Origin of the sequence: Pantoea sp. NPDC088449 (genome assembly GCF_044753225.1) — a bacterium.
In the GTDB taxonomy this organism is placed as follows: domain Bacteria; phylum Pseudomonadota; class Gammaproteobacteria; order Enterobacterales; family Enterobacteriaceae; genus Pantoea; species Pantoea floridensis.
Genome location: NZ_JBIVMT010000001.1, coordinates 1,633,070 through 1,655,923 on the forward strand (window position 1 = coordinate 1,633,070; position 22,854 = coordinate 1,655,923).

Annotated in this window: 21 protein-coding genes; 5 read left to right on the forward strand and 16 right to left on the reverse strand. The window is 54.5% G+C overall.

Translation table 11 applies throughout. The features are described from left to right. Window positions 1–28 precede the first annotated feature (28 nt). A complete protein-coding gene (locus ACIP6T_RS07805; protein ID WP_097096878.1) occupies window positions 29–979 on the reverse strand; it encodes a branched-chain amino acid ABC transporter permease in 951 nt (316 codons plus the stop codon). Window positions 980–1,148: 169 nt separating this feature from the next. On the opposite strand from ACIP6T_RS07805, the gene ACIP6T_RS07810 reads away from it, so the two are divergent. From ACIP6T_RS07810 to ACIP6T_RS07820, 3 genes are all read left to right on the forward strand, one after another. After that, window positions 1,149–2,108, forward strand: coding sequence for a LysR substrate-binding domain-containing protein (locus ACIP6T_RS07810; RefSeq protein ID WP_097096877.1), 960 nt, complete (start codon window positions 1,149–1,151; stop codon window positions 2,106–2,108). Between the two features lie 933 nt (window positions 2,109–3,041). Next, on the forward strand, window positions 3,042–3,878 hold the full coding sequence (locus tag ACIP6T_RS07815; protein WP_400456242.1) for a macro domain-containing protein: 837 nt from the start codon (window positions 3,042–3,044) through the stop codon (window positions 3,876–3,878). 61 nt (window positions 3,879–3,939) lie between these two features. Next, a complete protein-coding gene (locus tag ACIP6T_RS07820) occupies window positions 3,940–4,452 on the forward strand; it encodes a TIR domain-containing protein (protein WP_400456244.1) in 513 nt (170 codons plus the stop codon). Window positions 4,453–4,551: 99 nt separating this feature from the next. On the opposite strand, the gene ACIP6T_RS07825 is transcribed toward ACIP6T_RS07820, so the two are convergent. From ACIP6T_RS07825 to ACIP6T_RS07855, 7 genes are all read right to left on the reverse strand, one after another. Beyond that, window positions 4,552–4,719 (reverse strand): hypothetical protein, encoded by a 168-nt coding sequence (locus tag ACIP6T_RS07825; protein ID WP_400456246.1) that lies wholly within the window; start codon window positions 4,717–4,719, stop codon window positions 4,552–4,554. 157 nt (window positions 4,720–4,876) lie between these two features. Continuing rightward, window positions 4,877–6,289: an EmmdR/YeeO family multidrug/toxin efflux MATE transporter gene (locus ACIP6T_RS07830; RefSeq protein ID WP_345829867.1), complete on the reverse strand. Its 1,413-nt coding sequence runs from the start codon at window positions 6,287–6,289 to the stop codon at window positions 4,877–4,879. Between the two features lie 120 nt (window positions 6,290–6,409). Then, window positions 6,410–7,159 (reverse strand): ABC transporter ATP-binding protein, encoded by a 750-nt coding sequence (locus ACIP6T_RS07835; protein ID WP_400456248.1) that lies wholly within the window; start codon window positions 7,157–7,159, stop codon window positions 6,410–6,412. Further along, the gene (locus ACIP6T_RS07840) at window positions 7,152–8,027 is read right to left on the reverse strand and encodes an ABC transporter ATP-binding protein (protein WP_400456250.1); all 876 of its coding nucleotides are present in this window, start codon (window positions 8,025–8,027) and stop codon (window positions 7,152–7,154) included. Before ACIP6T_RS07840 ends, ACIP6T_RS07835 begins: the two co-directional genes overlap by 8 nt. Next, a complete protein-coding gene (gene livM, locus ACIP6T_RS07845; protein ID WP_400456252.1) occupies window positions 8,020–9,300 on the reverse strand; it encodes a high-affinity branched-chain amino acid ABC transporter permease LivM in 1,281 nt (426 codons plus the stop codon). Before livM ends, ACIP6T_RS07840 begins: the two co-directional genes overlap by 8 nt. Before the next feature lie 10 nt (window positions 9,301–9,310). Beyond that, window positions 9,311–10,225: an ABC transporter permease subunit gene (locus ACIP6T_RS07850; RefSeq protein WP_097096871.1), complete on the reverse strand. Its 915-nt coding sequence runs from the start codon at window positions 10,223–10,225 to the stop codon at window positions 9,311–9,313. A gap of 82 nt (window positions 10,226–10,307) precedes the next feature. Continuing rightward, window positions 10,308–11,423, reverse strand: coding sequence for a branched-chain amino acid ABC transporter substrate-binding protein (locus tag ACIP6T_RS07855; RefSeq protein WP_345829199.1), 1,116 nt, complete (start codon window positions 11,421–11,423; stop codon window positions 10,308–10,310). Between the two features lie 429 nt (window positions 11,424–11,852). Here ACIP6T_RS07855 and ACIP6T_RS07860 point away from each other — a divergent pair, with 429 nt between their 5' ends. After that, a complete protein-coding gene (locus ACIP6T_RS07860) occupies window positions 11,853–13,301 on the forward strand; it encodes an AMP nucleosidase (protein WP_400456255.1) in 1,449 nt (482 codons plus the stop codon). Between the two features lie 50 nt (window positions 13,302–13,351). Here the strand turns inward: ACIP6T_RS07860 and ACIP6T_RS07865 are convergent, their stop codons facing one another. Both ACIP6T_RS07865 and ACIP6T_RS07870 read right to left on the reverse strand, forming a co-directional pair. Beyond that, a complete protein-coding gene (locus tag ACIP6T_RS07865) occupies window positions 13,352–13,768 on the reverse strand; it encodes a hypothetical protein (RefSeq protein WP_400456257.1) in 417 nt (138 codons plus the stop codon). A gap of 340 nt (window positions 13,769–14,108) precedes the next feature. Continuing rightward, window positions 14,109–15,407, reverse strand: a complete 1,299-nt coding sequence (locus ACIP6T_RS07870) for an NCS2 family permease (protein ID WP_400456259.1) — start codon at window positions 15,405–15,407, stop codon at window positions 14,109–14,111. A gap of 405 nt (window positions 15,408–15,812) precedes the next feature. On the opposite strand from ACIP6T_RS07870, the gene ACIP6T_RS07875 reads away from it, so the two are divergent. Continuing rightward, the gene (locus ACIP6T_RS07875) at window positions 15,813–16,559 is read left to right on the forward strand and encodes a response regulator (RefSeq protein ID WP_097096868.1); all 747 of its coding nucleotides are present in this window, start codon (window positions 15,813–15,815) and stop codon (window positions 16,557–16,559) included. On the opposite strand, the gene ACIP6T_RS07880 is transcribed toward ACIP6T_RS07875, so the two are convergent. From ACIP6T_RS07880 to ACIP6T_RS07905, 6 genes are all read right to left on the reverse strand, one after another. Beyond that, window positions 16,496–17,545, reverse strand: coding sequence for a carbohydrate kinase family protein (locus ACIP6T_RS07880; RefSeq protein WP_400456261.1), 1,050 nt, complete (start codon window positions 17,543–17,545; stop codon window positions 16,496–16,498). The genes ACIP6T_RS07875 and ACIP6T_RS07880 overlap by 64 nt on opposite strands. Window positions 17,546–17,548: 3 nt before the next feature. Next, window positions 17,549–18,409 (reverse strand): ketose 1,6-bisphosphate aldolase, encoded by an 861-nt coding sequence (locus tag ACIP6T_RS07885; protein WP_400456263.1) that lies wholly within the window; start codon window positions 18,407–18,409, stop codon window positions 17,549–17,551. Between the two features lie 11 nt (window positions 18,410–18,420). Then, window positions 18,421–19,104 (reverse strand): D-lyxose/D-mannose family sugar isomerase, encoded by a 684-nt coding sequence (locus ACIP6T_RS07890; protein WP_345829187.1) that lies wholly within the window; start codon window positions 19,102–19,104, stop codon window positions 18,421–18,423. 61 nt (window positions 19,105–19,165) lie between these two features. Beyond that, complete coding sequence (locus ACIP6T_RS07895; RefSeq protein WP_097096864.1) at window positions 19,166–20,104, reverse strand: ABC transporter substrate-binding protein; 939 nt, start codon at window positions 20,102–20,104, stop codon at window positions 19,166–19,168. Between the two features lie 168 nt (window positions 20,105–20,272). Then, window positions 20,273–21,256 carry an ABC transporter permease subunit gene (locus ACIP6T_RS07900; RefSeq protein WP_097096863.1) on the reverse strand — a complete coding sequence of 328 codons (984 nt, stop codon included), beginning with the start codon at window positions 21,254–21,256 and terminating at the stop codon, window positions 20,273–20,275. Between the two features lie 10 nt (window positions 21,257–21,266). Then, on the reverse strand, window positions 21,267–22,772 hold the full coding sequence (locus tag ACIP6T_RS07905) for a sugar ABC transporter ATP-binding protein (RefSeq protein WP_400456266.1): 1,506 nt from the start codon (window positions 22,770–22,772) through the stop codon (window positions 21,267–21,269). Between the last annotated feature and the right edge of the window lie 82 nt (window positions 22,773–22,854).

Sequence of the window (22,854 nt, forward strand, 5' to 3'; positions counted from 1 at the left end):
AAATGAAATAGCGCTCATAGTCTTATCCTCAGGCACGCTGTGCCACGCGTTCGCCTAACAACCCTGCTGGTCGGAACACCAACACCAGAATTAAGATAATGAAAGCAAAAACATCCTGATAATTACTGCCAAAGACGCCATGCGTTAGCTCTCCCAGATAGCCCGCGCCCAGCGATTCAATAATACCCAGCAGCACTCCGCCCACCATGGCACCACGAATATTGCCAATCCCACCCAGAACCGCAGCAGTAAAGGCTTTAATTCCCGGTAAGAATCCCATCGAGAATCCGGCATTGCCGTAGTTACTTGCCATCATGACTCCTGCTAAAGCGGCGAAAACACCCCCGATGGCAAAGGTCAACGTGATGATGCGGTTTGGGTTGACGCCCATTAGGCTGGCTACGCGAGGGTTTTCAGCAACGGCACGCATACCGCGCCCCAGCCGAGTAAACCCCACCAGCAACCACAACCCTGCCATGGCGCTTAAGGCCAGCAGGAAGGTGACAATACCGGTAACAGTAATAATGGCAGGGGGATGCTGTGCATCACCGGCGGTGATCGCTATCGGATCCATCGATAAAACTTGCGGGAACATCAGCGGATTGCGGCTCCAGATGATCATCGCGCAGGTCTGGAGCAGGACAGAAAGGCCAATACCACTGATCAACGGTGCCAGGCGCGGAGCATTGCGCAAGCGGCGGTAAGCAAAGCGCTCAATGCCCATTGCTAGTAGCGCGCAAACACCCATTGCCAGCAGAGTGGCAATCGTTAGTACGACCAGTGCATTTAAGTGTGGGAAATGTTGAGTAAGCAACTGCATCCCAGACAGGGTAGTCAGTGCCCCAGTCATCAAAATGTCGCCGTGTGCAAAATTAATGATGCGCAAAATTCCGTACACCATGGTGTATCCAAGCGCTATCAGGCCATAAATGCTGCCAAGCATCAGGCCATTAATCAGTTGTTGTATAAATGTATCCACAGTAGTTATCCGGAATTAGCTGTTGCGCGCTTAACATCCGATAACTGAGCAAAATTGTAAAATACGTATATATTCTTACTTATGGCAAAATTAATTACCTATAACCATATGATTTAAGTTAACTTATTTTCAACTAGAGAGTTTCCACCGCTGAGAAATAGTGGTTTATATGAGAAAAACAGAACAATCAATCGATGATGATTTCGCATCACATACAGCGTTTTCGGATGATCCACCTTTACGCGCTGTACGTGTGTTCGAAGCCATCGCGCGTTTAGGTAGCTTGAGTGCAGCGGCGCAAGAGCTAAATATCTCGCCTTCCGCGGTGAGCCATCAGCTTCGCGTGTTGGAAAACTTTTTGCAGCTGCCGCTAACCGATCGCCAAGGCCGCCGGCTGGTTCTTAGTTCGTCGGGCAGGGAATATTATCGCTCCATTCGTTCTGCATTTTCGGTACTCCGACAAGCGACAGGGCATATCATGGAGCAAAATCCCTCACGCAAAGTGACTATCAGCCTGATTCCCCTTTTTGGCATGAGTTGGTTTATTCCCAGACTGCCTAAATTCTCGAATATCCATTCGCAAATTGAAATTAACGTGGTGTATGCCAATCACCGTAATTATCACAGCGATGCCTCTGACCTTTCTATTCGCTTCGGTACCGGACAATGGGCGGGATACAATGCAGAAAAGCTGATCTCCGGGAAAATGGTGCCAGTTGCCAGCAAGGATTTTTTACGCACACATGGCTATATCGATACTCCTGAAATCCTGGCACAAACAAAAAAAGTGCATGATGAGGAGAGGAATGCATGGCAGCAGTGGTTCAACAGTCTCGATATCACGCATTTCAGGAAAGAGGGTCCCATCTTTGAAGATGGGTTACTGACGTTGGCTGCGGTGCGCGCAGGTCTGGGATGTGGCCTGTTGAGGGAGCCGATGATCGCCCCTTTTCTTGCATCAGGCGAACTGGTGAAGCTTTTCGACCACGAAATCGATGATGGCAGGGACTATTATTTATGTACTCGACAGAATATGGATCTGTCTGAAGACAGTCGATTACTGCAGAGATGGTTGTACGGTGAAGCAAAGGGTTCAGAGATGAATCAAATGATAATAAACGCTAAATAACTCACAGGTTGTCAGCGCAGCTGACAAGATTATACCTACATACACGATGCATTATATGATGATCAACCTATGTGTGACATGAATTCTATAAGCCTCGAAACGTTTGTGAAATCAAGTCAACCGCGCCATCGGTAATGGCAGCCTCTCTTGACCTGCTTCCCATTGATTAACACACCGCAAGGTTAGCAATATCTTCATCCGTCACATGAGTACATCCTCATGAAGAATCCTTTTCCGACGATAATGTCATCAATATTGTCCGCGAGGCCGAACCCGGGGTTACGGCCCTGAAACTTTGCCGTAAGCAAGACCCCATCTGCCCCTGATATTGACTGATTAGACAACAAGCGGGTATACCGCATTTGTAACCTTAACGGCTGGGGTGTAAAACGCAGGCGACGCCGCAAGGGTCTGCCGACTGATTGCAGCTGACATGAAGCCGGTTATGCCTGGATCATATTCGGGGGCAGGGTCAACAACCCGATATTACAAACTGACGTTGTTATCTACTACTTGGGACGTCAGTGACAATAGTAGCGATCACCAAATGCACGAGGCCGCACACATCAGTTTGTAGAAACTGCTTCGATTGGTGGTCATTCTGGTGGTCTTGACAGGGAGAGCTTTCAGCATTAGCTTACTTATTAGCCAGTTACTGGCAAAGGCGATCCCAGTCAGAGGAGCCATATTTAGAGAAGCCCGCTTAGGAAACTAAGCGGGCTTTTTGCATTGTGGTTTCCGACAGCGTGAAGATACAAAACTGTTATCAACAACTTAAAAAAATCCCAGGTTTTCAAAATTACCTGTCGCTGGATCATACTTTTAATTAAACACGTATATTTTATGTGGATTTTTGGCTGTCTCACGTTTACTTTCAATTGCGAATGAGCCTTAGGGATTAAGGATACCACTCATAACAAAGGAAAGTCGGATATGTTAAAAGTCAGATTTTTTGATGCAAAAGTGAGAAGCGATTTTTGTAACTATGCTTCAGCTATTACTGGTTGCATCGCTGCGGTAGTTTTATTTAAGGATATCCCGCTAGAATATAAAGATATCGCAGGCGTGACATGCATTATCCTATTAATCCTGGTTTATCTTTTCATCTGGCGCAGGGCGAATAAGCTTAGAGCAATTAATTTGACCGTTGAAGGCAGCACGGTAACGATTAAAACGGGTGATATTTTTGCGGAGCAAGGTCTCAAGGCGATTGCTTTTAACGAGTACTTTGACACGAAGGTAGATGATATCGTCATTGCTCGTCAAAGTCTCAACGGTAAGTTTATTACTGAGCATCTCTCCTGTTCGCTAGAAAAACTGGATGAACACATTGATAATTATGCCTATGCAAGGGAGGATGTTGCCACGCTTAATACGACTAGATTATCAGGTAAAAATCAAAGTTATAAGCTTGGAACCATCTGCGTCTGGGACGATTATCTGTTAACGGCTTTTGCCCGGTTTAATAAATTTAATGAAGCCCATTTATCAATGCCTGAATACCTGGCGTTTCTGATTAACTTTTGGGATAGCGTTAATCGTGTGTATGCCCAGAAAAGCGTCACGGTGCCTATTTTTGGTTCAGGCATCACAAGAATAAAGGGACACAAGCGGATCAATGATGAAGAACTGTTGAAAATTATGCTCTGGACTTTCCGAGTGAGTGAAATGCGATTTAAACATCCCGCAAAATTAACCATCATGATTCATGAAGACAAGATCAGCCAAATCAACTTATTTGACCTCCAGTCAGCAAGAAATGGATTGTAGCGTAGAGCTTAACGCTCTGGTTAAGCGAGATGTATTCAAAATAACAAAGGAGTGATTATTTATGGTATACCGTACCAGAACCTATATTGCGGGCGAATGGGATGGCGATAAAGACGCCATCGATCAGTTACATCTCTGGAATAAGAGTAAACATTGGGGTCTTTCTTTTACCGATGCACATGACTTAACACAAGCCCGCGACAGCAGTTTAAACTGCAGTATCAAATCCTCACTGGCAACAAGATTTAATTCATCAAAAAAATTTGTGCTTATTGTTGGAAAAAATACTAAAACGGCCCGCAGTGGTCGTTGTCAGTATTGCGCGAGTTACCGTAGTTGGACAAGCTCTTGTTCAAAAGGGCGGTCGGTAGATCACCGTAGCTACATTGAGTATGAGTGTGAGAAAGCAATAAAGGACAATCTTGAAATCATCGTGCTTTACAACGCGGCCTCTGTTAATAAAGATAAATGCCCTGATGCCATACGGAATACAGGTACTCACGTTGCTATGTGCTTCCTGAGGGATGGTACCTACTATTGGGATTATCAGGCTGTAAAAAACGCGTTCAGTTAATGCCGCACATAAAAAAACCCGCTGGCCTAACAGCGGGTTTTCTATTCCTCAGCGCACAGTTCATTCCAGTAGCTGTAGCGCATTACATGATGTAAGCGCTCATCTCTCATAGTAGCGATACACCGAGGGATGGAATTCAACGCCATACAGTTGGCTAAGCGGAATCAGTAGATCGATGTGGTTACTGAGATCGAACTCGCGCTCTTCTGCGGGTTTGGTCGCGCCGTTGAGTAGCTGGTCAAACCACTGCTGCAAGAAATTTTTCATGGTCAGCATCTCCGTAATTGATTGACGCTGACAGTAAACCTCATCCCGCCATATAACCAAAACGATTAGTTGTGCGCTTCTTTGCCAGCTGATGCATATAAAAAAAGTGCGCATCAATGCGCACTCTACAAATCCATCGCCAGCGGAGGAAATCCCCCTATTCCCTGCTTTTGGCCATCATCTTATGGTAATTGTTCAGCCATTTGCCGCTGTTTAAACGCCACCAGAAGCACAGGCCGCGCACCGTCCAATCGAGGAACATGCCGAGCCACACGCCCACCACGCCCATGCCCAGCACAATGCCGAGGAAATACCCGGCCACCACGCGTGCGCCCCACATACTGAACATCGACACATACATGGTGTAGCGCGCATCGCGTGCGCCCTTCAGGCTGGCGGGCAGCACCCACGAAGCAGTCCAAATCGGCATAAAGGCGGCATTCAGCCAAATCAGATGTTTCGTCACCGAGATGACTTCCGGATCGCGACTATAAAACTGCGCCAGGGTTCCGGCGAGCGGCACGGTGATTAACGCCAGCGAACACAATCCGATCATCGCCAGCCAGAACACATGTTTGATTTGCCGTTCCGCCTGCATCACCTGATTAAGCCCCAGCCTTCGTCCCGTAATGATGGTTGAGGCCGATCCGAGGGCATTGCCCGGCAGGTTGATCAGCGTAGCAATCGAGAAGGCGATAAAGTTCCCGGCGATTTCATTGGTGCCCATACCAGCGACAAAAATCTGCGTCAGCAATTTACCGCCGTTAAACAACACCGATTCGATACTGGCGGGAACGCCAATGCCCAACACTTCCATCAGAATGTTGCGATCCCAGCGACGAAAATAGCTGGCGATGGAGATTTTCAATGCTGGAGCAATGCCGCGATACAGCACGTAAATCGCCGCCGCCGCACCAATATAGCGTGAAATGGTTAGCCCTAATCCGGCGCCGACAAAGCCCAATCCTTCCCAACCCATACAGCCGTATATCAGTACGCTACTGATCACGATGTTGAGAATGTTCATGCCGCCGTTAATCAGCATCGGGATTTTAGTGTTGCCCGCACCACGCAGTGCACCGCTGCCAATCAGCGCAATCGCCGCCGCTGGATAGCTCCACGCCGAAGTTTGCAGATAGCTCAGCGCCAGCTCTTTCACTTTGGGATCCGCGCTGCCGGCAATCACATCAATGATCAGGTGTCCCCAGAACTCAATGGCGATAACCAGCACAAAAGCCAGCGCGGTCATCAGTCCTAGCGACTGACGCGTCGCCGCGCGCGCACGCTTACCGTTGCGCTTGGCCAGGCTAAACGCCACCACCACCGTGGTACCGAGATCGATTGCCGCGAAGAAGGAGATCACCACCATATTGAAGCTGTCGGCCAGACCCACGCCCGCCATGGCTTCTTTGCCTAACCAACTCACCAAAAAGGTACTGAGGACACCCATGAGCATCACACAGAGGTTTTCGATAAAGATCGGCACGGCTAAGGGGGTAATTTCACGCCAGAACAACGTGCGATAAGAGCGACGTTTGGGATACCACGCCGTATTTCTAACCGCCCGCATCATTACTACGCCAGGATTTTGCAAGGGATTTCCAAATCACTTTGGAGAGGAAGAAGAGTAATAATGATGATAGGCCACTGACAAATATGCAAAGTGTTTCCCATCACCATTTAATCATTATTACAAACTTTTTGTCGCCACCACCGCAGGATCGGCTGCACCTCCCAGATAGGCGCTGCGCACGTCGTCGTTATTGAGCAACTCGGCCCCGCTTCCGCTGAGACGAATCTCGCCATTGACCATCACATAACCGCGATCCGCCAGCTGCAGCGCATGCCTGGCATTCTGCTCCACCAGAAACAGCGTCATTCCCTGCTGCGTTAGCTCGCGCAGGATGGCAAAAATCTGCTTCACCACAATGGGCGCGAGGCCAAGACTGGGTTCATCGAGCAGCAACAGTTTGGGTCGACTCATCAGCGCGCGGGCGATCGCCAGCATCTGCTGCTCGCCACCGGAAAGCGTCATGGCGCGCTGCTTACGCCGCTCCAGCAGGCGCGGAAACAGCTGATACATGCGATCTTTATCCTCCTTAACAAAGCGCTCACCAATGGCGATGGTGCCCATCAGCAGATTCTCTTCTACCGTCATATCGGGAAAAATGCGCCGCCCTTCCGGCGCCTGCGCAATACCGCTGGCGGCGATGAAATGAGTTGAGCGCTGGCTAATCGCTTCACCGCGTAAACGAATTTCACCGCTGGCAATGCGCGGCTGGCCAAAAATTGACATCAACAGGGTCGATTTACCGGCCCCGTTGGCGCCAATCAGCGCCACGGTTTCACCCTGATTAACGGTTAATGAAACCTGTTTCAGTGCCTGCAGCGGACCGTAAAACACGTCTACCTGCTCAAACGCCAGCATCGGTTCAGCCATGGTCGCTCTCCTCTTCTGCACCCAGATAGGCGGCTATCACTTTAGGATCGTGACGAATTTGCTGCGGCGTGCCCTGCGCAATCACGTCACCGTGATCCAGCACCACGATGTGGTCAGAAATGCGCATCACCATCGGCATGTCGTGCTCAATCAGCAGTACGCTGATGCGATGGTCGGCGCGCAGGCGATGCAAAATCTGGCTCAGCGCCTCAGTCTCCACTGGATTTAACCCCGCCGCCGGTTCGTCCAGGCAAATCAATTCTGGTCGTGTACACATGGCACGCGCAATCTCCAGCCTGCGCTGCTGACCATAAGAGAGTGTGCCCGCCAGCCGGTTGGCAGTGGAGACCAAATCAACATTTTCCAGCCAGTAGAAAGCGCGATCGAGTGCACGATTTTCCGCTTGGCGATAGCCGCGCGTGTTCAGTACACCCGCCAGCAGCTGGCGATTGACCTGCATATGCTGCGCCACCAACAAATTCTCAATCACCGACATCTCACGAAATAGCCGAATATTTTGGAAGGTGCGCGCCAACCCGGCGCGGTTCACCAGATGCGCGCCGCCAAACATCTTGTACCAGAGACGCGAGCCGAGCCGTGCCGGATGGATAAAGTCTGTTGCATGAATTTTTTGTCCCAACACCTGAATCACATCGGTGCTGCGCTGGTTGGCATTGAGCACAATGCGCCCGCTCGTCGCGCGATAAAAACCGGTCAGGCAGTTGAAGACCGTGGTTTTGCCTGCGCCGTTCGGGCCAATCAGTGAGGTCACCGATCCGCGCTCCACCGCCAGGCTAACATCATTCAACGCCTTAATGCCGCCGAAGCGCATCATCAGGTTGGTCACTTGCAGGATGGCATCACTCATGGCGCACTCCTTTGCGTAACGGCACACCGACGCGTGCGGTGCGCACCAGGCCGCGCGGCCGCCAGATCATCATTAGCACCATTAGCATGCCGAACAGCAGCACGCGATACTCGGCAAAGCTGCGCAACAGTTCGGGCGCCACCGTCAGGACAAACGCCGCCAACACCACGCCGAGCGTCGAGCCCATACCGCCGAGTACCACAATGGCGAGGATCAGCGCCGATTCAAAAAAGGTGAATGACGTGGGATTAACGAAGCCCTGATAGCTGGCAAAAAATACTCCGGCAATGCCCGCGGTGGAAGCACCCAGCATGAAGGCGGAAAGCTTAACCAATACGTGATTGAGCCCCATGGCGCGGCAGGCAATTTCATCTTCGCGCAGCGCTTCCCAGGCACGGCCAATCGGCATGCGCGTCAGGCGATGTTTGATCCACAGCACCAGCAGCACCACCAGAACCAACACCACGTAAATGAAAATAAACTTCATATTTGGGTTGTAGGTGACATGAAAGAACTCGTGATACGGCACGCCCCCCTCGCGCGCGCGCCGACCAAACTCAAGGCCAAAGAAGGTTGGAGACGGTACAGAAACGCCGTTCGGCCCTCCGGTAAAAGAGAGCCAGTTAGTCAGCACTAAGCGGATAATTTCACCGAAGCCGAGCGTAACAATCGCCAGGTAATCGCCGTGCATGCGTAGCACCGGAAAACCGAGTAGCGCCCCGGCAAAAGCGGCCAGCAGCGCCGCCAGCGGCAGCATGCTCCAGAAACCCAAGCCAAGATATTGATAGCCGAGCGCCAGGCCGTACGCGCCGATGGCGTAGAAGGCGACATAGCCCAAATCGAGCAACCCGGCGAGCCCCACCACAATGTTTAAACCCAGCCCGAGCAGCACGTAGATTAGGCCAAGAATCGCCACCGTCAGCAGGTATTTACTGGAAAGAAACGGAAAGGTCAGCGCCACGATCAGCAGCAGCGGCAGAATCCAGCGCAGGCGCGAGCGGTAGCCGGGATCGCGCACGTAAACGCCATCATCCCCGCCGGCAAACTTACGCATAACGCGCTGGCCAAAGGGGGCGAGGATAAACACGCTAAACAGCAAGCGTCCCGCCATCACCACGGCCACCAGCAGCCCCACGCGCTGCGGTGAAAGTGTGAAACTGTAACCATCAAGCACTACGCCAACGATCGGCCCAAAGACCACCAGCGCCACCAGTCCTGCCAGCAGCGTGTCGAGCAGCGCCTGGCGCAGCGGATTTTGCGTCATTGCCTTCATCAAAACGTCCTCACACTTTCGCAACCAGCGGCCGTCCCAGCAATCCTTGCGGGCGGAAGATCAAAATCACCACCAGCAGCGAAAACGAGAACACATCTTTGTAATCCGAGTTCACCATGCCAGCGAACTGCGCTTCCGCCACGCCGAGCAGCAATCCGCCCAGCATTGCGCCCGGCAGCGAACCGATGCCGCCGAGCACCGCCGCCGTGAAGGCTTTAATGCCAATGATGAATCCGGCGTAGAAATCAAAAGTGCCGTAATTCATAGTGACCAGTACGCCAGCTAATCCGGCCATCGCCGCGCCAATGACAAAAACCAGCGAGATCACCCGATCGGTATTAATCCCGAGAATCGATGCCATGCGCCGGTCCTGCTGCACCGCTCGGCAAATTCGCCCCAGCTTAGTGTATTGGATAACCCACGTTAGCAGCGCCATGCCGCACAAGGCCGCGATCAAAATGAAAATTTTAGTCCAGGTGATTTGCACCACGCCGCCATCAATCTCCATGCGCAGCACGCCCGTCAGCAGCGTTGGAATCCCCTGCTGATTCGGTCCCTGGCTAAGCTGTACATAGTTTTGCAAAATCAGCGACATGCCAATCGCCGAGATCAGCGGTGCAAGCCGCGTTGAGTTACGCAGCGGCCGATAGGCAATACGTTCAATCGCCCAGCCGTAGGCCGACGTAACAATGATGGTGAAGATCAGGGTGCCGAAAATCAGCAGCGGAAAGGAGTGAATGCCAAAGAAACTGAGGAGCGATAAGCCAATTGCGCACAGATAGGCGGAGATCATATACACCTCGCCGTGGGCGAAGTTGATCATGCCGATGATGCCGTAAACCATGGTGTAGCCGATGGCGATCAAGCCATAAACCGCACCCAGCGTTAAACCGTTAATCAGTTGCTGTAAGAAGAAGGCGTCCATAATCTCGTCTCGTAATCAATGGGAGCGCACACCTCACGCTCAATCGCGAATAGCCCCGCAACGTGCGGGGCCGCGTGGCAGATTACAGTTGGTGGTATTTGCCTTTGTCATCCCACTGATAAACAACGTAATCCGAGACTTTGAGGTCGCCTTTTGTATCCCACGCTTTTTTGCCCATCACGGTATCCACGCTGTTAGCTTTCAGCCAGTCGCTGGCTTTAGCGTTATCTTTACCGGCCGCTTTGTACGCGGCTGCCAGCGTCTGCACGGAAGCATAGGCATATAAGGTGTAACCTTCGGGCTCAAAACCGCCGGCGCGGAATTTCTCGATCACCGCTTTACCATCGGCAATGGTGCGCGGATCGTTGCCAAAGGTCATGTACACCCCTTTGGTGTATTGCGGGCCGCCTGCCGCCGTCACCATCTCCTCGGTGACGATGCAGTCGCCGGAGAAGAAGGCAGCATTCACGCCTTGCTCACGCATCTGGCGTACCAACGGACCGGCTTCCGGATGACAGCCGCCGAAATAGACCACGTCAGGTTTCAGCGCGCCAATTTTCGTGACCAGCGCATTGAAATCTTTCTCACCTCGCGAAAGCCCTTCATACAGCACCTCTTTTACGCCGCGCTTCTCCAGCGAGGCTTTCGTGGCATCCGCTAAGCCCTGACCGTAGGTGTCCTTGTCATGAATAATCGCGACTTTTTTGGCTTTGAGCTTATCAATGATGTAATCGGCGGCAATTGCGCCCTGCTGGTCGTCACGGCCACACATGCGGAACATGGTTTTCATACCACGCTCGGTGATTTGCGGGTTGGTAGATCCAGGCGTAATCGCCAGCACGCCAGCCTCATCATAGACTTCCGACGCCGGCATGGTGGAGGAGGAGCAGAAGTGGCCCACTACCGCCATCACTTTGTCTTGATCAACTAAGCGGTTAGCGACAGAGACCGCCTGTTTTGGCTCGCAGGCGTCGTCCCCCTGCACCAGCACGATTTTCTCACCGTTAATGCCGCCGGCGGCATTGATGTCCTCCGCTGCCTGGCTGGCGCCTTTCCAGTATTGCGCGCCGTAGGTCGCATTGGGCCCAGAGAAAGGACCGGCCACGCCAATTTTAATATCTGCCTGAGCGTAAAAAGCCACGCTTAAACAACCTGCAATCGCCACCTTCATTGGGTGTTTTATGAATTTCAAAGACATGCTTTCAATCCTCAACGGGTCAGGAACGGAGCCATACCACGGCCTGGGAGAAATCAATTTCTGAAACTTCGGCGGAACAGCGTGCGGCCAATAAAATCCCCTGAGATCGCCACTCATGGCGATCTGCTTTCAGTCACGCATCAATGTGCGCCCTGAGCTCAACAGCTTAGGTTCATTAAGGCTACGGTTGAAAATCAAGCAATAATCTCGCCAACTTATTATAACGCGGGCGGTTTTTGCATAGGCATCGCGCCAGGGCTGGAGACACGCGATGTAACATCCCTGCTGATCATAAACATAGCCAAGGTTACGCCACACACCAGCACCGCGATGGTGCAGAATGCGGTTGATCACAGATTCTTCATCGTCGTGAGGGGTTTATCCGCTATGCTCTGGTGAAAACGGTCCACGTTTCCTGAAGGAGAACCTATGAACACGCAACGGAACGGATTAAGCAGCCAGCAAGCGCTGGACGAATTAGAGCGTCTTTATGATGCGGCGGTTGACGCCCTGCGCAACGCCATTCGCGATTTCACGGCAACCGGACAAGTGCCGGATGAAGCCGCACGCCAACAAGGCCTGTTTGTTTATCCGCAGCTGCGTATCACCTGGCTGGGCGAAGGCCCGCAGAAAAATCGCACCCGCGCCTGGGGACGCTTCACCCATACGGGCAGCTACAGCACCACCATCACGCGCCCGGCGCTGCTGCGTCACTACCTTAGCGAGCAGTTGCACATGCTGGAGAAGGAGTATGACTTGCAGATTGAAGTGGGGCCATCACAGCAGGAGATTCCTTATCCGTATGTGATCGACGGTTTGTCGCTCGATCGCTCCATGAGCGCCAGCATCGCGCGCCATTTCCCCACCACCGAACTGTCGCAGATTGGCGATGAAACGGCAGACGGCCTGTTCCACGCCAATGCCATTTTCCCGCTGTCGCACTTCGATGCGCTGCGCACCGATTTCTCGCTGGCACGTCTGCGTCACTACACCGGCACCAGCGTTGAGCATTTTCAGCCGTTCGTGCTGTTTACCAACTACACACGCTACGTAGATGAATTCGTACGCTGGGCCATTGAGCAAGTGCAGGATCCCAGCACGCCGTATGACAGCCTGGCCTGTGCCGGTGAGGTGGTGATCACCGCCGAGACACCAGACCCAACGGCGATGATGTCCGATCTGGCGTGGAAGAAACACCAAATGCCCGCCTGGCACCTGACGTCACCGAATCGTCGCGGCATTACGCTGGTGAACATCGGCGTGGGTCCATCCAATGCTAAAACCATCTGCGATCATCTTGCAGTGATTCGCCCTCACGCCTGGCTGATGATTGGCCACTGCGGCGGCCTGCGTGAAAGCCAGACCATCGGCGATTATGTCCTCGCACACGCCTACCTGCGTGACGATCACGTGCTCGACAGCGTATTGCCGCCGGATATCCCGATCCCAAGCATCGCCGAAGTGCAGCGTGCACTGTATGACGCCACCAAAGCGGTGAGCGGCATGCCGGGCGAAGAGGTTAAGCAGCGCCTGCGTACGGGTACGGTCGTCACCACCGATGACCGCAACTGGGAGCTGCGCTACTCCGCTTCTGCGCTGCGCTTCAACCTGAGCCGCGCCGTGGCGGTCGATATGGAGAGCGCCACCATCGCCGCACAGGGTTACCGCTTCCGCGTACCTTATGGCACCTTGCTGTGCGTGTCAGATAAACCGCTGCACGGCGAGATCAAACTGCCCGGTCAGGCGAACCGCTTCTATGAAGGGGCGATATCTGAGCACCTGCAGATCGGCATCTGCGCGGTAGAACTGCTGCGTGCCGAGGGCGATAAGCTGCACTCAAGGAAGCTCAGAACCTTCAACGAGCCACCGTTTAGATAATCATGATGAGTTCCGGCCCTTGTGGGGCCGGAACAGTGCTGTAAAGCGCGTCATGACATCTTCAAAACAATATTCTGAACAAACCACGCCAACACCAGAAGGCAAGTCGGTAACATGATTTTCCAGGTAAGACTGTTGTTAAAGGCAGATATTTTTTCTTCCAGCTGATTGAATCTTTGATCAACTCTTTCGAACTTCTCATCAATCCTTGCGAACCGCGCATCTATTTTGTCGAACTTCAGTTCGGATTTCTCTTCCATCCGCTCAAACTTTTTATCGATACGTTGTTCAAGCGCCCCTAGCTCGCCCATAATCTCGACACGCATTGCCCCCTGCTCGGCTCGAACCTTTTCGATATCCGCCTTGGTAGCAAAATGTTCAGAACGCGCGGTTAGCACAGCCACATCCGTTTGAATCTGCTGGGTAGTTTTTTCCAGCTGTTCAACCCGTTTGGTTAATTGTTCCATTTGGTGATCTCCTTTGTTACCAAGGTCAAAAATTAGCGGTCGGAACACACGAGTTGTATTGCTAATGGGGTAATCCATCACCGAATCCTTTTCCATCGCTTTCTTTCAATCCGTCCACCACCCAGCCAGTGAAACAGATTTGCGCAGCGTTAACATTCCACGATCCCGCCATCCACAGCACTATTTTACAGGGCAGGATTAAACAACACGCACAGCCTAGGCCGACCCGAGAGGGAAGAGAAGTGAACATCAAAAGGGATTGCGAGGTGTCACGCAGAAAATAAGCAGAGGATTGTAACCACAGACACGGAAGCCCGAACGGGCTTCCGTTAAATAACCATTATGCGCTCAGCCAACCCAGTTTGATGACAAACAGAATTGACAGAATAATCAGCGCCGGATTCACCTCTTTGGTGCGTCCGCTCAGCAGTTTCACCACGGTCCAGGTGATGAAGCCAAAGGCAATACCGTTGGCGATGGAATAAGTCAGCGGCATGGTTAGCGCCGTCACGGTCACTGGCGCCGCAGTAGTGATGTCTTTCCAGTCAATATCCGCTAAACCCGAGGCCATCAATACCGCCACAAACAGCAGCGCAGGTGCCGTTGCATACACCGGTACGCTGCCCGCCAGCGGCGAGAAGAACAGGCTGAGCAGGAAGAGGATAGCCACCACAACCGCCGTCAAACCGGTGCGACCACCGGCACTAACGCCTGCAGCAGATTCCACATAGCTGGTGGTGGTTGAGGTGCCGAGCAGCGAACCGAACAGTGCTGCGGCGCTATCGGCAATCAGCGCACGGCCCATTTTCGGCACGTTGCCCTGCTCATCCGCTAATCCTGCACGTTTGGTCACGCCCAGCAAAGTGCCGGTGTTATCGAACACATCCACAAACAGGAAAGCGAAAATCACGCTCACCAGGCCCACATTAAACGCACCAGCAATATCCAGCTGCATCAAGGTCGGTGCAATGGAGGGTGGCGCGGAGAACACACCGCCAAACGGCGTCAGGCCAATACCCATAGAAATGAAGGTGACCACCAGAATGCCGATCAGTACCGCGCCGGTTACGCGACGAGCTTCCAGCACCACAATGATAAAGAAGCCTAGCAGCGCTAACAGCGGGCCAGGTTTGGTCAAATCGCCCAGGCCAACCAGCGTTGCCGGATTGTCCACCACGATACCCGCGCCTTCCAGGGCAATAATCGCCAGGAACAGGCCGATTCCAGCACCAATACCCGCACGCAGCGGCAGCGGAATGCTGTTAATAATCCACTCACGAATTTTGAAAAGCGACATGGCAAAGAAAATCACCGCTGACAAGAACACCGCGCCCAGCGCGACTTGCCACGTGTATCCCATGTGCAGAACCACGGTATAAGTGAAGAAGGCGTTAAGGCCCATGCCCGGTGCAAGGGCAATCGGGTAGTTAGCGATCAGGCCCATCAGCACACAGCCAATCGCCGCCGCCAGACAGGTTGCAACGAAGACCGCGCCTTTATCCATGCCGGTTGCGCCGAGGATGCTCGGGTTAACAAACAGAATGTAGGCCATCGCCAGAAAGGTCGTGATACCCGCAATGATTTCCGTGCGGACCGTTGTGTTATGCGCTTTTAATTTGAAGAGTTTTTCTAACATCATCATCTCTCATGAGCGGAGTCGGCACCAATGCGCGTTCTCACTTGCCAATGTGGTTTACATGTTTATTTTTGTAGTGAAGGCCAAGCGGCGTTGAGTGAAATCTTCCGCTTACCCTTGTCTCTAATAGCAATAGCTATGCCAGCCTCGTACGCAATCGATTACGTTTCTGATTACCTGTGGGGCTAAGATAATTCTGAACCATAACGAGGCGCGATTATGGTGCATTGCACCGCTGCCGCGCAATCGTTTTCCTTCCCCGCGATGATGACGGCAAAATGGTGCTGCACAGCACGCTTTCGTACTGTCACAGGCGATGGCGCTCACGTTTCTGGTGCTGGTTTCAGCAAGCAAAAAACGCCGGGTTACACTGCTTTTAACCCTTTCGTAACAAAAGAGGCGCCCCCCATGAAGCCCGCGATTTTGGTGGTCGATGACGATCGTGCGATATGCGAACTGCTGCATGATGTCTTAAATGAACATGTTTTTACTGTTTACAGTTGCCATCAGGGTAAAGATGCGCTCACGCTGCTGGCACTGCATCCGGAAATATCGCTGGTGATGCTGGATATGATGCTGCCCGATACCAATGGTTTGCTGGTGCTGCAACAGATGCAGCGGCAGCGTCCCGATGTACTGGTGATCATGTTAACCGGCATGGGCTCGGAAGCAGATATGGTGGTAGGCCTGGAGATGGGGGCGGACGATTACATCGCCAAGCCGTTTAATCCGCGCGTGGTCGTGGCGCGTGCGCGGGCCGCATTACGTCGCTGCGGGCGGCTGGCGCAGCCGGAAATTCTGCAGGATGAGGGCTGGCAATTTAACGGCTGGCGTCTGGATGATGCGCGCTGCCAGCTCTTTAATCCGCAACGTGAAAGTGTGCCGCTTACCCAGGGCGAGTACACGCTATTGCGCGCGCTGGTGGCACATGCGCGTAAAGTGTTAACCCGCGATCAACTGCTGGAGCTAACGCACAGCGAAAGCCTCGACGTTTTCGATCGCACCATTGATGTGCTGATCATGCGGCTGCGGCGTAAAATCGAAGCCAATCCGCATCAGCCCAGCCTTATCCGCACCATCCGCGGACTCGGCTACGTTTTCTCCGCCGACGTCATGCGACCAGCCTCTTCGGCGCGCGAAACGCAGATCGCCTGATCCATCCAGCGCTGCATCTCGGCCAGTGGCCGGGTGCCGTCCAGCGCATTTGCGGCATGCAGATTAAAACTGGCACAGGTATGCGCCAGCTTCAGCGTTTCCGCTAGCGACCAGCCTTCATGGCTGGCATACAACACGCCAGCGCAGAACGCATCGCCCGCCCCCACGCTGCCCACAATCTCTTCTGGCGTTAAGCACCACGCTGGCTGCCAGCGCCCTTCCCCATTGGTTTGCTGTCCCCACGCGCCTTCCGGTGCATGGATCACCACACGCTGACGCACGCCCTGCTGCATCAGCCATGCCGCAGCGGTAGCGAAAGCTTCCGGCGCAGCAAGACCTTGCGCTGTCCGTAATTGCACGCCGGTCAGCGATTGCGCTTCCAGCTCATTGATCACCAGATAATCGAGCCAACGCAGCGCGGGCAGCACCAGCGGACGATATTCCCCCGCGCGCGAGACCAGATCGAGTGAGGTGAGGTAGCCGCGCTGCTGCATTTGCGCCAATAAACGTGCGCTGCGCGTGCCATAGTCGTCGTCGGGCACATCGAGACTATCCAGCAACAGCAAATATCCCAGATGGAAGATGCGGTGAGGCGTCACAACGGCGGCAAAATGTGCCAGGTCGAGCTGTGCATTCGCGCCGCGCGCGTGAAAGAAAGTGCGCTGGCCATCCGGCGCGGTCATCACCTGGGTCATCGCGGTACTGCTAAGGCGCGTTTGCTGCACAAACTGACGATCGATGTGATGTTCGTCCAGCCGTTGCACAATATACTCGCCATCGCTGTCTTCACCGACCATACCCACGGCCGCCAGCGGCAAATTCACCTGCATGCGCGCCAGCGTAAACAGCACATTGAGCGCCGCCCCACCGCTGCATTTTTCGCTGTGATGAATTTCCGTCAGCCAGCCCTGCTCCGGCCAGTGGCTGATACGCTGTACGTGGTCCACCAGCATGCTGCCCGCCCCAATGATGCCATTACGCGCCATCTTTCAGGCCCTCCCGGCGCTGCCGAACACCTGCATCTGCTGCGCCACCACGTTGGCGATATCACGTTCCACCGCCATCAACAGCTCGGCAAAGGCGTCATAGCGTGCATCGCGCTGGCTAATCTGCGTTTCAATCGCACCCAGCGCTGCCTGCGACATGCCGGTGTAGAAGTTAATTTTGTTGATGCCAAGGCTGATGGCACGACGGAAGTCAGCATCGCTGATCCCTGAACCGCCGTGCAGCACCAGCGGAATGCCCGCCGTGGTACGAATCGCCGCCAGCCGGTCGAAATCGAGCTTCGGTTCGCCTTTGTATTTGCCGTGTGCGTTGCCAATCGCCACCGCCAGGCAATCAATACTGGTTGAGCGGACAAAGTCAGCGGCCTGCGCCGGATCGGTGAATTTATCGCTGTCAGCTTCGCCAAACAGCGCACCGCCTTCATCGCCGCCCACCGCACCGAGCTCCGCTTCCACCGACACGCCGAGCGCGTGGCACATCTTCACCACTTCGCGCGTCTGGCGCACGTTTTCGTCGTAGCTGAGCGTCGATCCATCAAACATCACCGAGGTAAAACCGAGACGAATCGCCTGCATCACCGCCTCAAAATGCAGGCCGTGATCGAGATGCAGCACCACCGGAATGTCGTGCAGCGCCGCTTCGGTGCGCACCGCCGCCACCAGATGTTCAAGGCTGACATATTTAAAATGCACCTCGGCGATGCTGATGATAAACGGTGAGCGCTGCTGCTCTGCCGCCTGAAAGAGCGCCCGCAGGAAATGCGTGTCGAGGACGTTGAACGCGCCGAGCGCGTAACTGTTTTGCTGCGCATGAGTTAACCCCTGCGCCAGGGAAATCAGTGCCATGATGGGCTCCTTTATGCCAGCCAGCGGTGATATTCGTTACACAACAGCCAGCGCGGTTCTTCATCTTCATCAAGCGGATTAAAGCGCGCCAGCGGCGTGAGAAAAACATTGTCATGCTCGTCGTCGTTGGGCATTGAGACTTCACCCACCAGCACGTCGCCGTAGCCCTCTTCCCCCCAGAAGCTGTGCCAGATGCCCGGCAGCAAGGTGACGCTTTCGCCGGGCGATAAGCGTAACTGCGAACCGGCGGCATGGGTTTGGCGGATGCCATCCAGCGTGACATTCACCGCCGTATCGGCCAGCTGATTGCCCGCCCGGTTATGCAGCGTGACGATCAGATTGCCGCCGCCACGATTGATGATGTCTTCCATCTTTTGCGGGTGGTAATGCATGGGCGTGATCTGCCCTTCGCGCACATGCATGATCTTTTCGGCATAGGGCTTGCCCCACGGCCGGCCGCCGCGCGAGCCGTTGCGCAGGGTGAACAGGGTTAAACCGGTTTGCGTAAAATCGTCGGCACCGAAGCTGGTGACATCCCAGCCGAGGTGCAGCGCCAGCAGTTCATCGGCGGCCTGTTTATCCAGCGCGCGCCACTGCGCGAGGCCGAAATCGGCCCACGGCGGCAGATGCACATCCTGACGTATAAAAAATTCGCGGGTACGTTGTAAAATCGCATTCACTTCAGAGCGTTGCATGAAAGCTCCTCGCGTTTCGAGGTTCAGGTCGCCATGAATGGCGACCCTACATCTGTCGGGATTATTTCACCGTCCAGCCCTTGTAGCTGCTTACGCTATTACGATCGATCATCGTCACTGGGATCAACACCGGCTTATCCGGCGCTGGTTTACCCTGCAGAATGTCGTAACCGATCTCGACCGCTTTCGCTGCCATCACCTGCGGGTCTTGCGCCGGCGTCGCAACGAACAGTGAGCCTTTGCGTTTCAGCGCTTCTTCACCGTCTGGCGATCCATCGACGCCAACAATAAAGAACTCGTTACGCTGTGCCTGTTTCGCGGCTAAATCAGCCCCGATCGCCGTGGGATCGTTAATGGCGAATACCGCATCAATCTTCGGATTAGCAGATAGCAGGCCGGTCATCACTTCCAGGCCACCTTCACGGCTGCCTTTAGCGTTCTGGTTATAAGAGAGCAGTTTGATATCAGGATGAGTCTTCAGCTCGTTCATGCAGCCTTCGACACGGTTCTGCACCGCAGAGACCGGCGGCCCGTTGATGATCACCACGTTGCCTTTGGCTTTCAGGCGATCGGAGATGTATTTACACGCCATCGCCCCGGCGGCGGTGTTATCGGAGGTAATGGTTGCGTTGGCGCCGTCAGCCGCCACGTCGACCGCCACCACCACAATGCCGGCGTCACGCGCACGTTTCACCGCCGGCGCAATGCCTTTGGAATCGGCGGCGTTAAGGATGATCATGTCCACTTTGGCGGCGATAAAGTTATCAATCTGGCCCACCTGCTGGCCAAGATCGTAGCCGCTGGACACCAGCGTCACATTGACCTTGTCGCCCGCCAGCTCCCGCGCCTTGAGCTCTGCGCCTTTGGTGATCTGCACGAAGAACGGGTTGGCAAGATCGCCCACCGTCACGCCGATAGATTTCAGTTCTTTTGCCTGAGCCACGCCAGCACTGAACAGCGTCGCCGCCAGCAGCCCGGTTACAATCGGATTAAAACGCATAGTCGATGTTCTCCTGCTTTTTTTGGTTTTTTACCCTCACCCTAGCCCTCTCCCGCCAGCGGGAGAGGGAATGATTAGGTGGAGCGGACTTTGAAATTTCAGCTTGCTCGGGCGGCCCCCTCTCCCGCCTGCGGGAGAGGGCTGGGGTGAGGGCCAGCACGCACAATCTCAACCCACGTGATGCCGGGTGCGATACTTATCGATCAGCACCGCGATAATGATCACCGCGCCCTTAATCACTAACTGCCAGAAATAGGAGACGCCCATCAGCGTCATACCGTTATTCAACGTGGCAATGATGAGCGCACCAATCAGCGTACCGGTGATGGTGCCGATACCGCCGACAAAACTGGTGCCGCCAAGGATCACCGCTGCAATCGCATCCAGCTCATAACCGACGCCGAGGTTGCCGTTGGCGCTATACAAGCGCGAGGCGCTCATCAGCCCACCGAGTCCGGACAGCAAGCCGCTCATGGCGTAGACAAACAGCAGCACCACGCTAACTTTGATACCGGTGAGGCGCGCCGCCTGTACGTTGCCGCCCACCGCGTAGATGTGTACGCCCAGCGTGGTGCGACGCAGAATGAACCAGCACAGCGCAATCACCGCAAAGGCGATAACGATCAGCCACGGCACCGGCCCGAGATAGCCGTTGCCTATCCACTCAAAATTGATGTCGGAGTTAATCACCGTGGTGCCGTTGGCCAGCAGATAGGCCGCGCCGCGCATCGCGGTATAGGTACCCAGCGTAACAATAAAGGGCGGTAGCCCTGCCCACGCCACCAGAACGCCGTTGAACAACCCCATAATCAGCCCGGCACCCAAGGCCGCCGGAATAGTGAGCGACGCAAATGCCGGATCGAGCGATACCACCATCGCCACCACTGCCGTGGTGCCGAGCATCGATCCCACTGACAAATCAATGCCGCCGGTGAGGATCACAAAAGTCATGCCCGCCGCCAGCACGATATTGATCGAAGCCTGACGTGTGATGTTGAGCAGATTGCCCTCGGTGAAGAAGTTCGGCGTGACAAAGCCAAACACCGCCACGATCAGGATGAGAATCGGCAGGATGCCGACGGTTTGCAGCAGATCGCTCATTAACGCGCGCTTGAGCGTCGGGCTTTTTACGCGTGCGGTTTCACTGGTCATTGCGGTCTCCTCAGGCCTGAACCGGCTGTGCGCCGGTGGCCAGTGTCATAATGTTTTCCTGGCTAATCTCTGCCCCACTCAGCTCACCGGCGATAGAACCTTCGCGCATCACATACACCCGATCGCTCATGCCCACCACTTCCGGCAGCTCGCTGGAGATCATTAATATCGCCACGCCCTGCTGCGCCATCTGCTGCATCATGCGGTAGATTTCGCTCTTAGCGCCGACATCCACGCCGCGCGTCGGCTCGTCAAGAATCAGGATGCGGGGCGCAATCGCCACCCAGCGTGAAATCAGCAGCTTCTGTTGATTGCCGCCGGATAAACCACCGGCTCGCACCTGAGCGTGCGGCACGCGAATGTTGAGCGAATCGATCGCTTCGCTGGCGATCTTCTGCCCTTTGCGCCGGTTCAGCAGGCCGTAGCTGGCATCACGCTCCAGCGTCGCCATCACAATGTTGTCTTGCGCCGCCAGCTCGAGAAACAGGCCCTGCTCTTTACGGTTCTCGGTGAGAAAACCGATGCCGCGCGCAATCGCATCGCGCGGGGAGTGAATCTGCACCTTTTCGCCATCGATCCAGATCTCGCCGCTGCTGGGTTTACGCACACCAAAAATCAGCTGCGCCAGCTCGCTGCGCCCGGCACCGACCAATCCCGCCAGGCCGACGATCTCGCCGGCGCGCACCACCAGGCTGCTGGGATGCACTTTGTGTTTGTCGCCCAGGTGATTGACGGCCAGGCGGATGTCGCCAGGCGGAATGGTGCGATCTTTGTTGAACAGGTCGCTGAGCGGACGGCCCACCATCATGCGCACCAGCTCGCTGGCGTTGAGCTGTTCGCGCGTCAGGCTGCCCACATATTCGCCGTCGCGCAGGACGCTCACCCGGTCTGAAAGCTCATACACTTCCGCCATGCGGTGGCTGATATAGATGATGGCCATGCCTTCGCTGCGCAGACGTTTAATCAGCGCAAACAGCTGTTCGGTTTCGCGATTGGAGAGCGCCGCGGTAGGTTCATCCATCACCAGGATGCGGCTGTTACGGTGCAGCGCGCGGGCGATTTCCACCTGCTGCTGCTCGGCAATGCTGAGACGGCTCACCAGATCGGTGGCGTTGAACTGTGCGCCCAACCGATCGATCACCCGCTGCGCCTCCTCCGCCATCTGGCGACGTTTTACCAGTCCGCCGCGCGTGATTTCGCTGCCGAGGAAGATGTTCTCCGCCACCGTGAGATTGGGTGCCAGGTTGATCTCCTGATAAATCAGCGTAATGCCCGCCGCCAGCGCCTCTTTAGGGCCTTTAATCGCATAAGGCTGGCCGTCGATAAGAATTTCCCCACTGCTGGCGGTATAAGCACCGGCCAGAATTTTCATCAAGGTACTTTTGCCTGCGCCATTTTCACCCATCAGCGCATGCACTTCACCGGGCCAGACCGTGAGGTCGACGCCCTTTAGCGCATAGAAACTGCCAAAGCGCCGGGTGATACCACGCATCGAGAGTATCGGTGTGCCGTCCATTGAGAGGCTCCTGCTGGCAAAGGTTGCAGCGAGTAAAGCCTGCCCAGATAAATGGAAAATGTCAGCGACCGTTCATATTTGT

Bases quoted from the DNA above. Each gene is read 5' to 3' on its own strand.
- ACIP6T_RS07810 (WP_097096877.1), top strand. From the start codon at position 1,149: ATGAGAAAAACAGAACAATCAATCGATGATGATTTCGCATCACATACA.
- ACIP6T_RS07815 (WP_400456242.1), top strand. From the start codon at position 3,042: ATGTTAAAAGTCAGATTTTTTGATGCAAAAGTGAGAAGCGATTTTTGT.
- ACIP6T_RS07820 (WP_400456244.1), top strand. From the start codon at position 3,940: ATGGTATACCGTACCAGAACCTATATTGCGGGCGAATGGGATGGCGAT.
- ACIP6T_RS07825 (WP_400456246.1), bottom strand. From the start codon at position 4,719: ATGAAAAATTTCTTGCAGCAGTGGTTTGACCAGCTACTCAACGGCGCG.
- ACIP6T_RS07830 (WP_345829867.1), bottom strand. From the start codon at position 6,289: ATGCGGGCGGTTAGAAATACGGCGTGGTATCCCAAACGTCGCTCTTAT.
- ACIP6T_RS07835 (WP_400456248.1), bottom strand. From the start codon at position 7,159: ATGGCTGAACCGATGCTGGCGTTTGAGCAGGTAGACGTGTTTTACGGT.
- ACIP6T_RS07840 (WP_400456250.1), bottom strand. From the start codon at position 8,027: ATGAGTGATGCCATCCTGCAAGTGACCAACCTGATGATGCGCTTCGGC.
- livM (WP_400456252.1), bottom strand. From the start codon at position 9,300: ATGAAGGCAATGACGCAAAATCCGCTGCGCCAGGCGCTGCTCGACACG.
- ACIP6T_RS07850 (WP_097096871.1), bottom strand. From the start codon at position 10,225: ATGGACGCCTTCTTCTTACAGCAACTGATTAACGGTTTAACGCTGGGT.
- ACIP6T_RS07855 (WP_345829199.1), bottom strand. From the start codon at position 11,423: ATGTCTTTGAAATTCATAAAACACCCAATGAAGGTGGCGATTGCAGGT.
- ACIP6T_RS07860 (WP_400456255.1), top strand. From the start codon at position 11,853: ATGAACACGCAACGGAACGGATTAAGCAGCCAGCAAGCGCTGGACGAA.
- ACIP6T_RS07865 (WP_400456257.1), bottom strand. From the start codon at position 13,768: ATGGAACAATTAACCAAACGGGTTGAACAGCTGGAAAAAACTACCCAG.
- ACIP6T_RS07870 (WP_400456259.1), bottom strand. From the start codon at position 15,407: ATGATGTTAGAAAAACTCTTCAAATTAAAAGCGCATAACACAACGGTC.
- ACIP6T_RS07875 (WP_097096868.1), top strand. From the start codon at position 15,813: ATGAAGCCCGCGATTTTGGTGGTCGATGACGATCGTGCGATATGCGAA.
- ACIP6T_RS07880 (WP_400456261.1), bottom strand. From the start codon at position 17,545: ATGGCGCGTAATGGCATCATTGGGGCGGGCAGCATGCTGGTGGACCAC.
- ACIP6T_RS07885 (WP_400456263.1), bottom strand. From the start codon at position 18,409: ATGGCACTGATTTCCCTGGCGCAGGGGTTAACTCATGCGCAGCAAAAC.
- ACIP6T_RS07890 (WP_345829187.1), bottom strand. From the start codon at position 19,104: ATGCAACGCTCTGAAGTGAATGCGATTTTACAACGTACCCGCGAATTT.
- ACIP6T_RS07895 (WP_097096864.1), bottom strand. From the start codon at position 20,104: ATGCGTTTTAATCCGATTGTAACCGGGCTGCTGGCGGCGACGCTGTTC.
- ACIP6T_RS07900 (WP_097096863.1), bottom strand. From the start codon at position 21,256: ATGACCAGTGAAACCGCACGCGTAAAAAGCCCGACGCTCAAGCGCGCG.
- ACIP6T_RS07905 (WP_400456266.1), bottom strand. From the start codon at position 22,772: ATGGACGGCACACCGATACTCTCGATGCGTGGTATCACCCGGCGCTTT.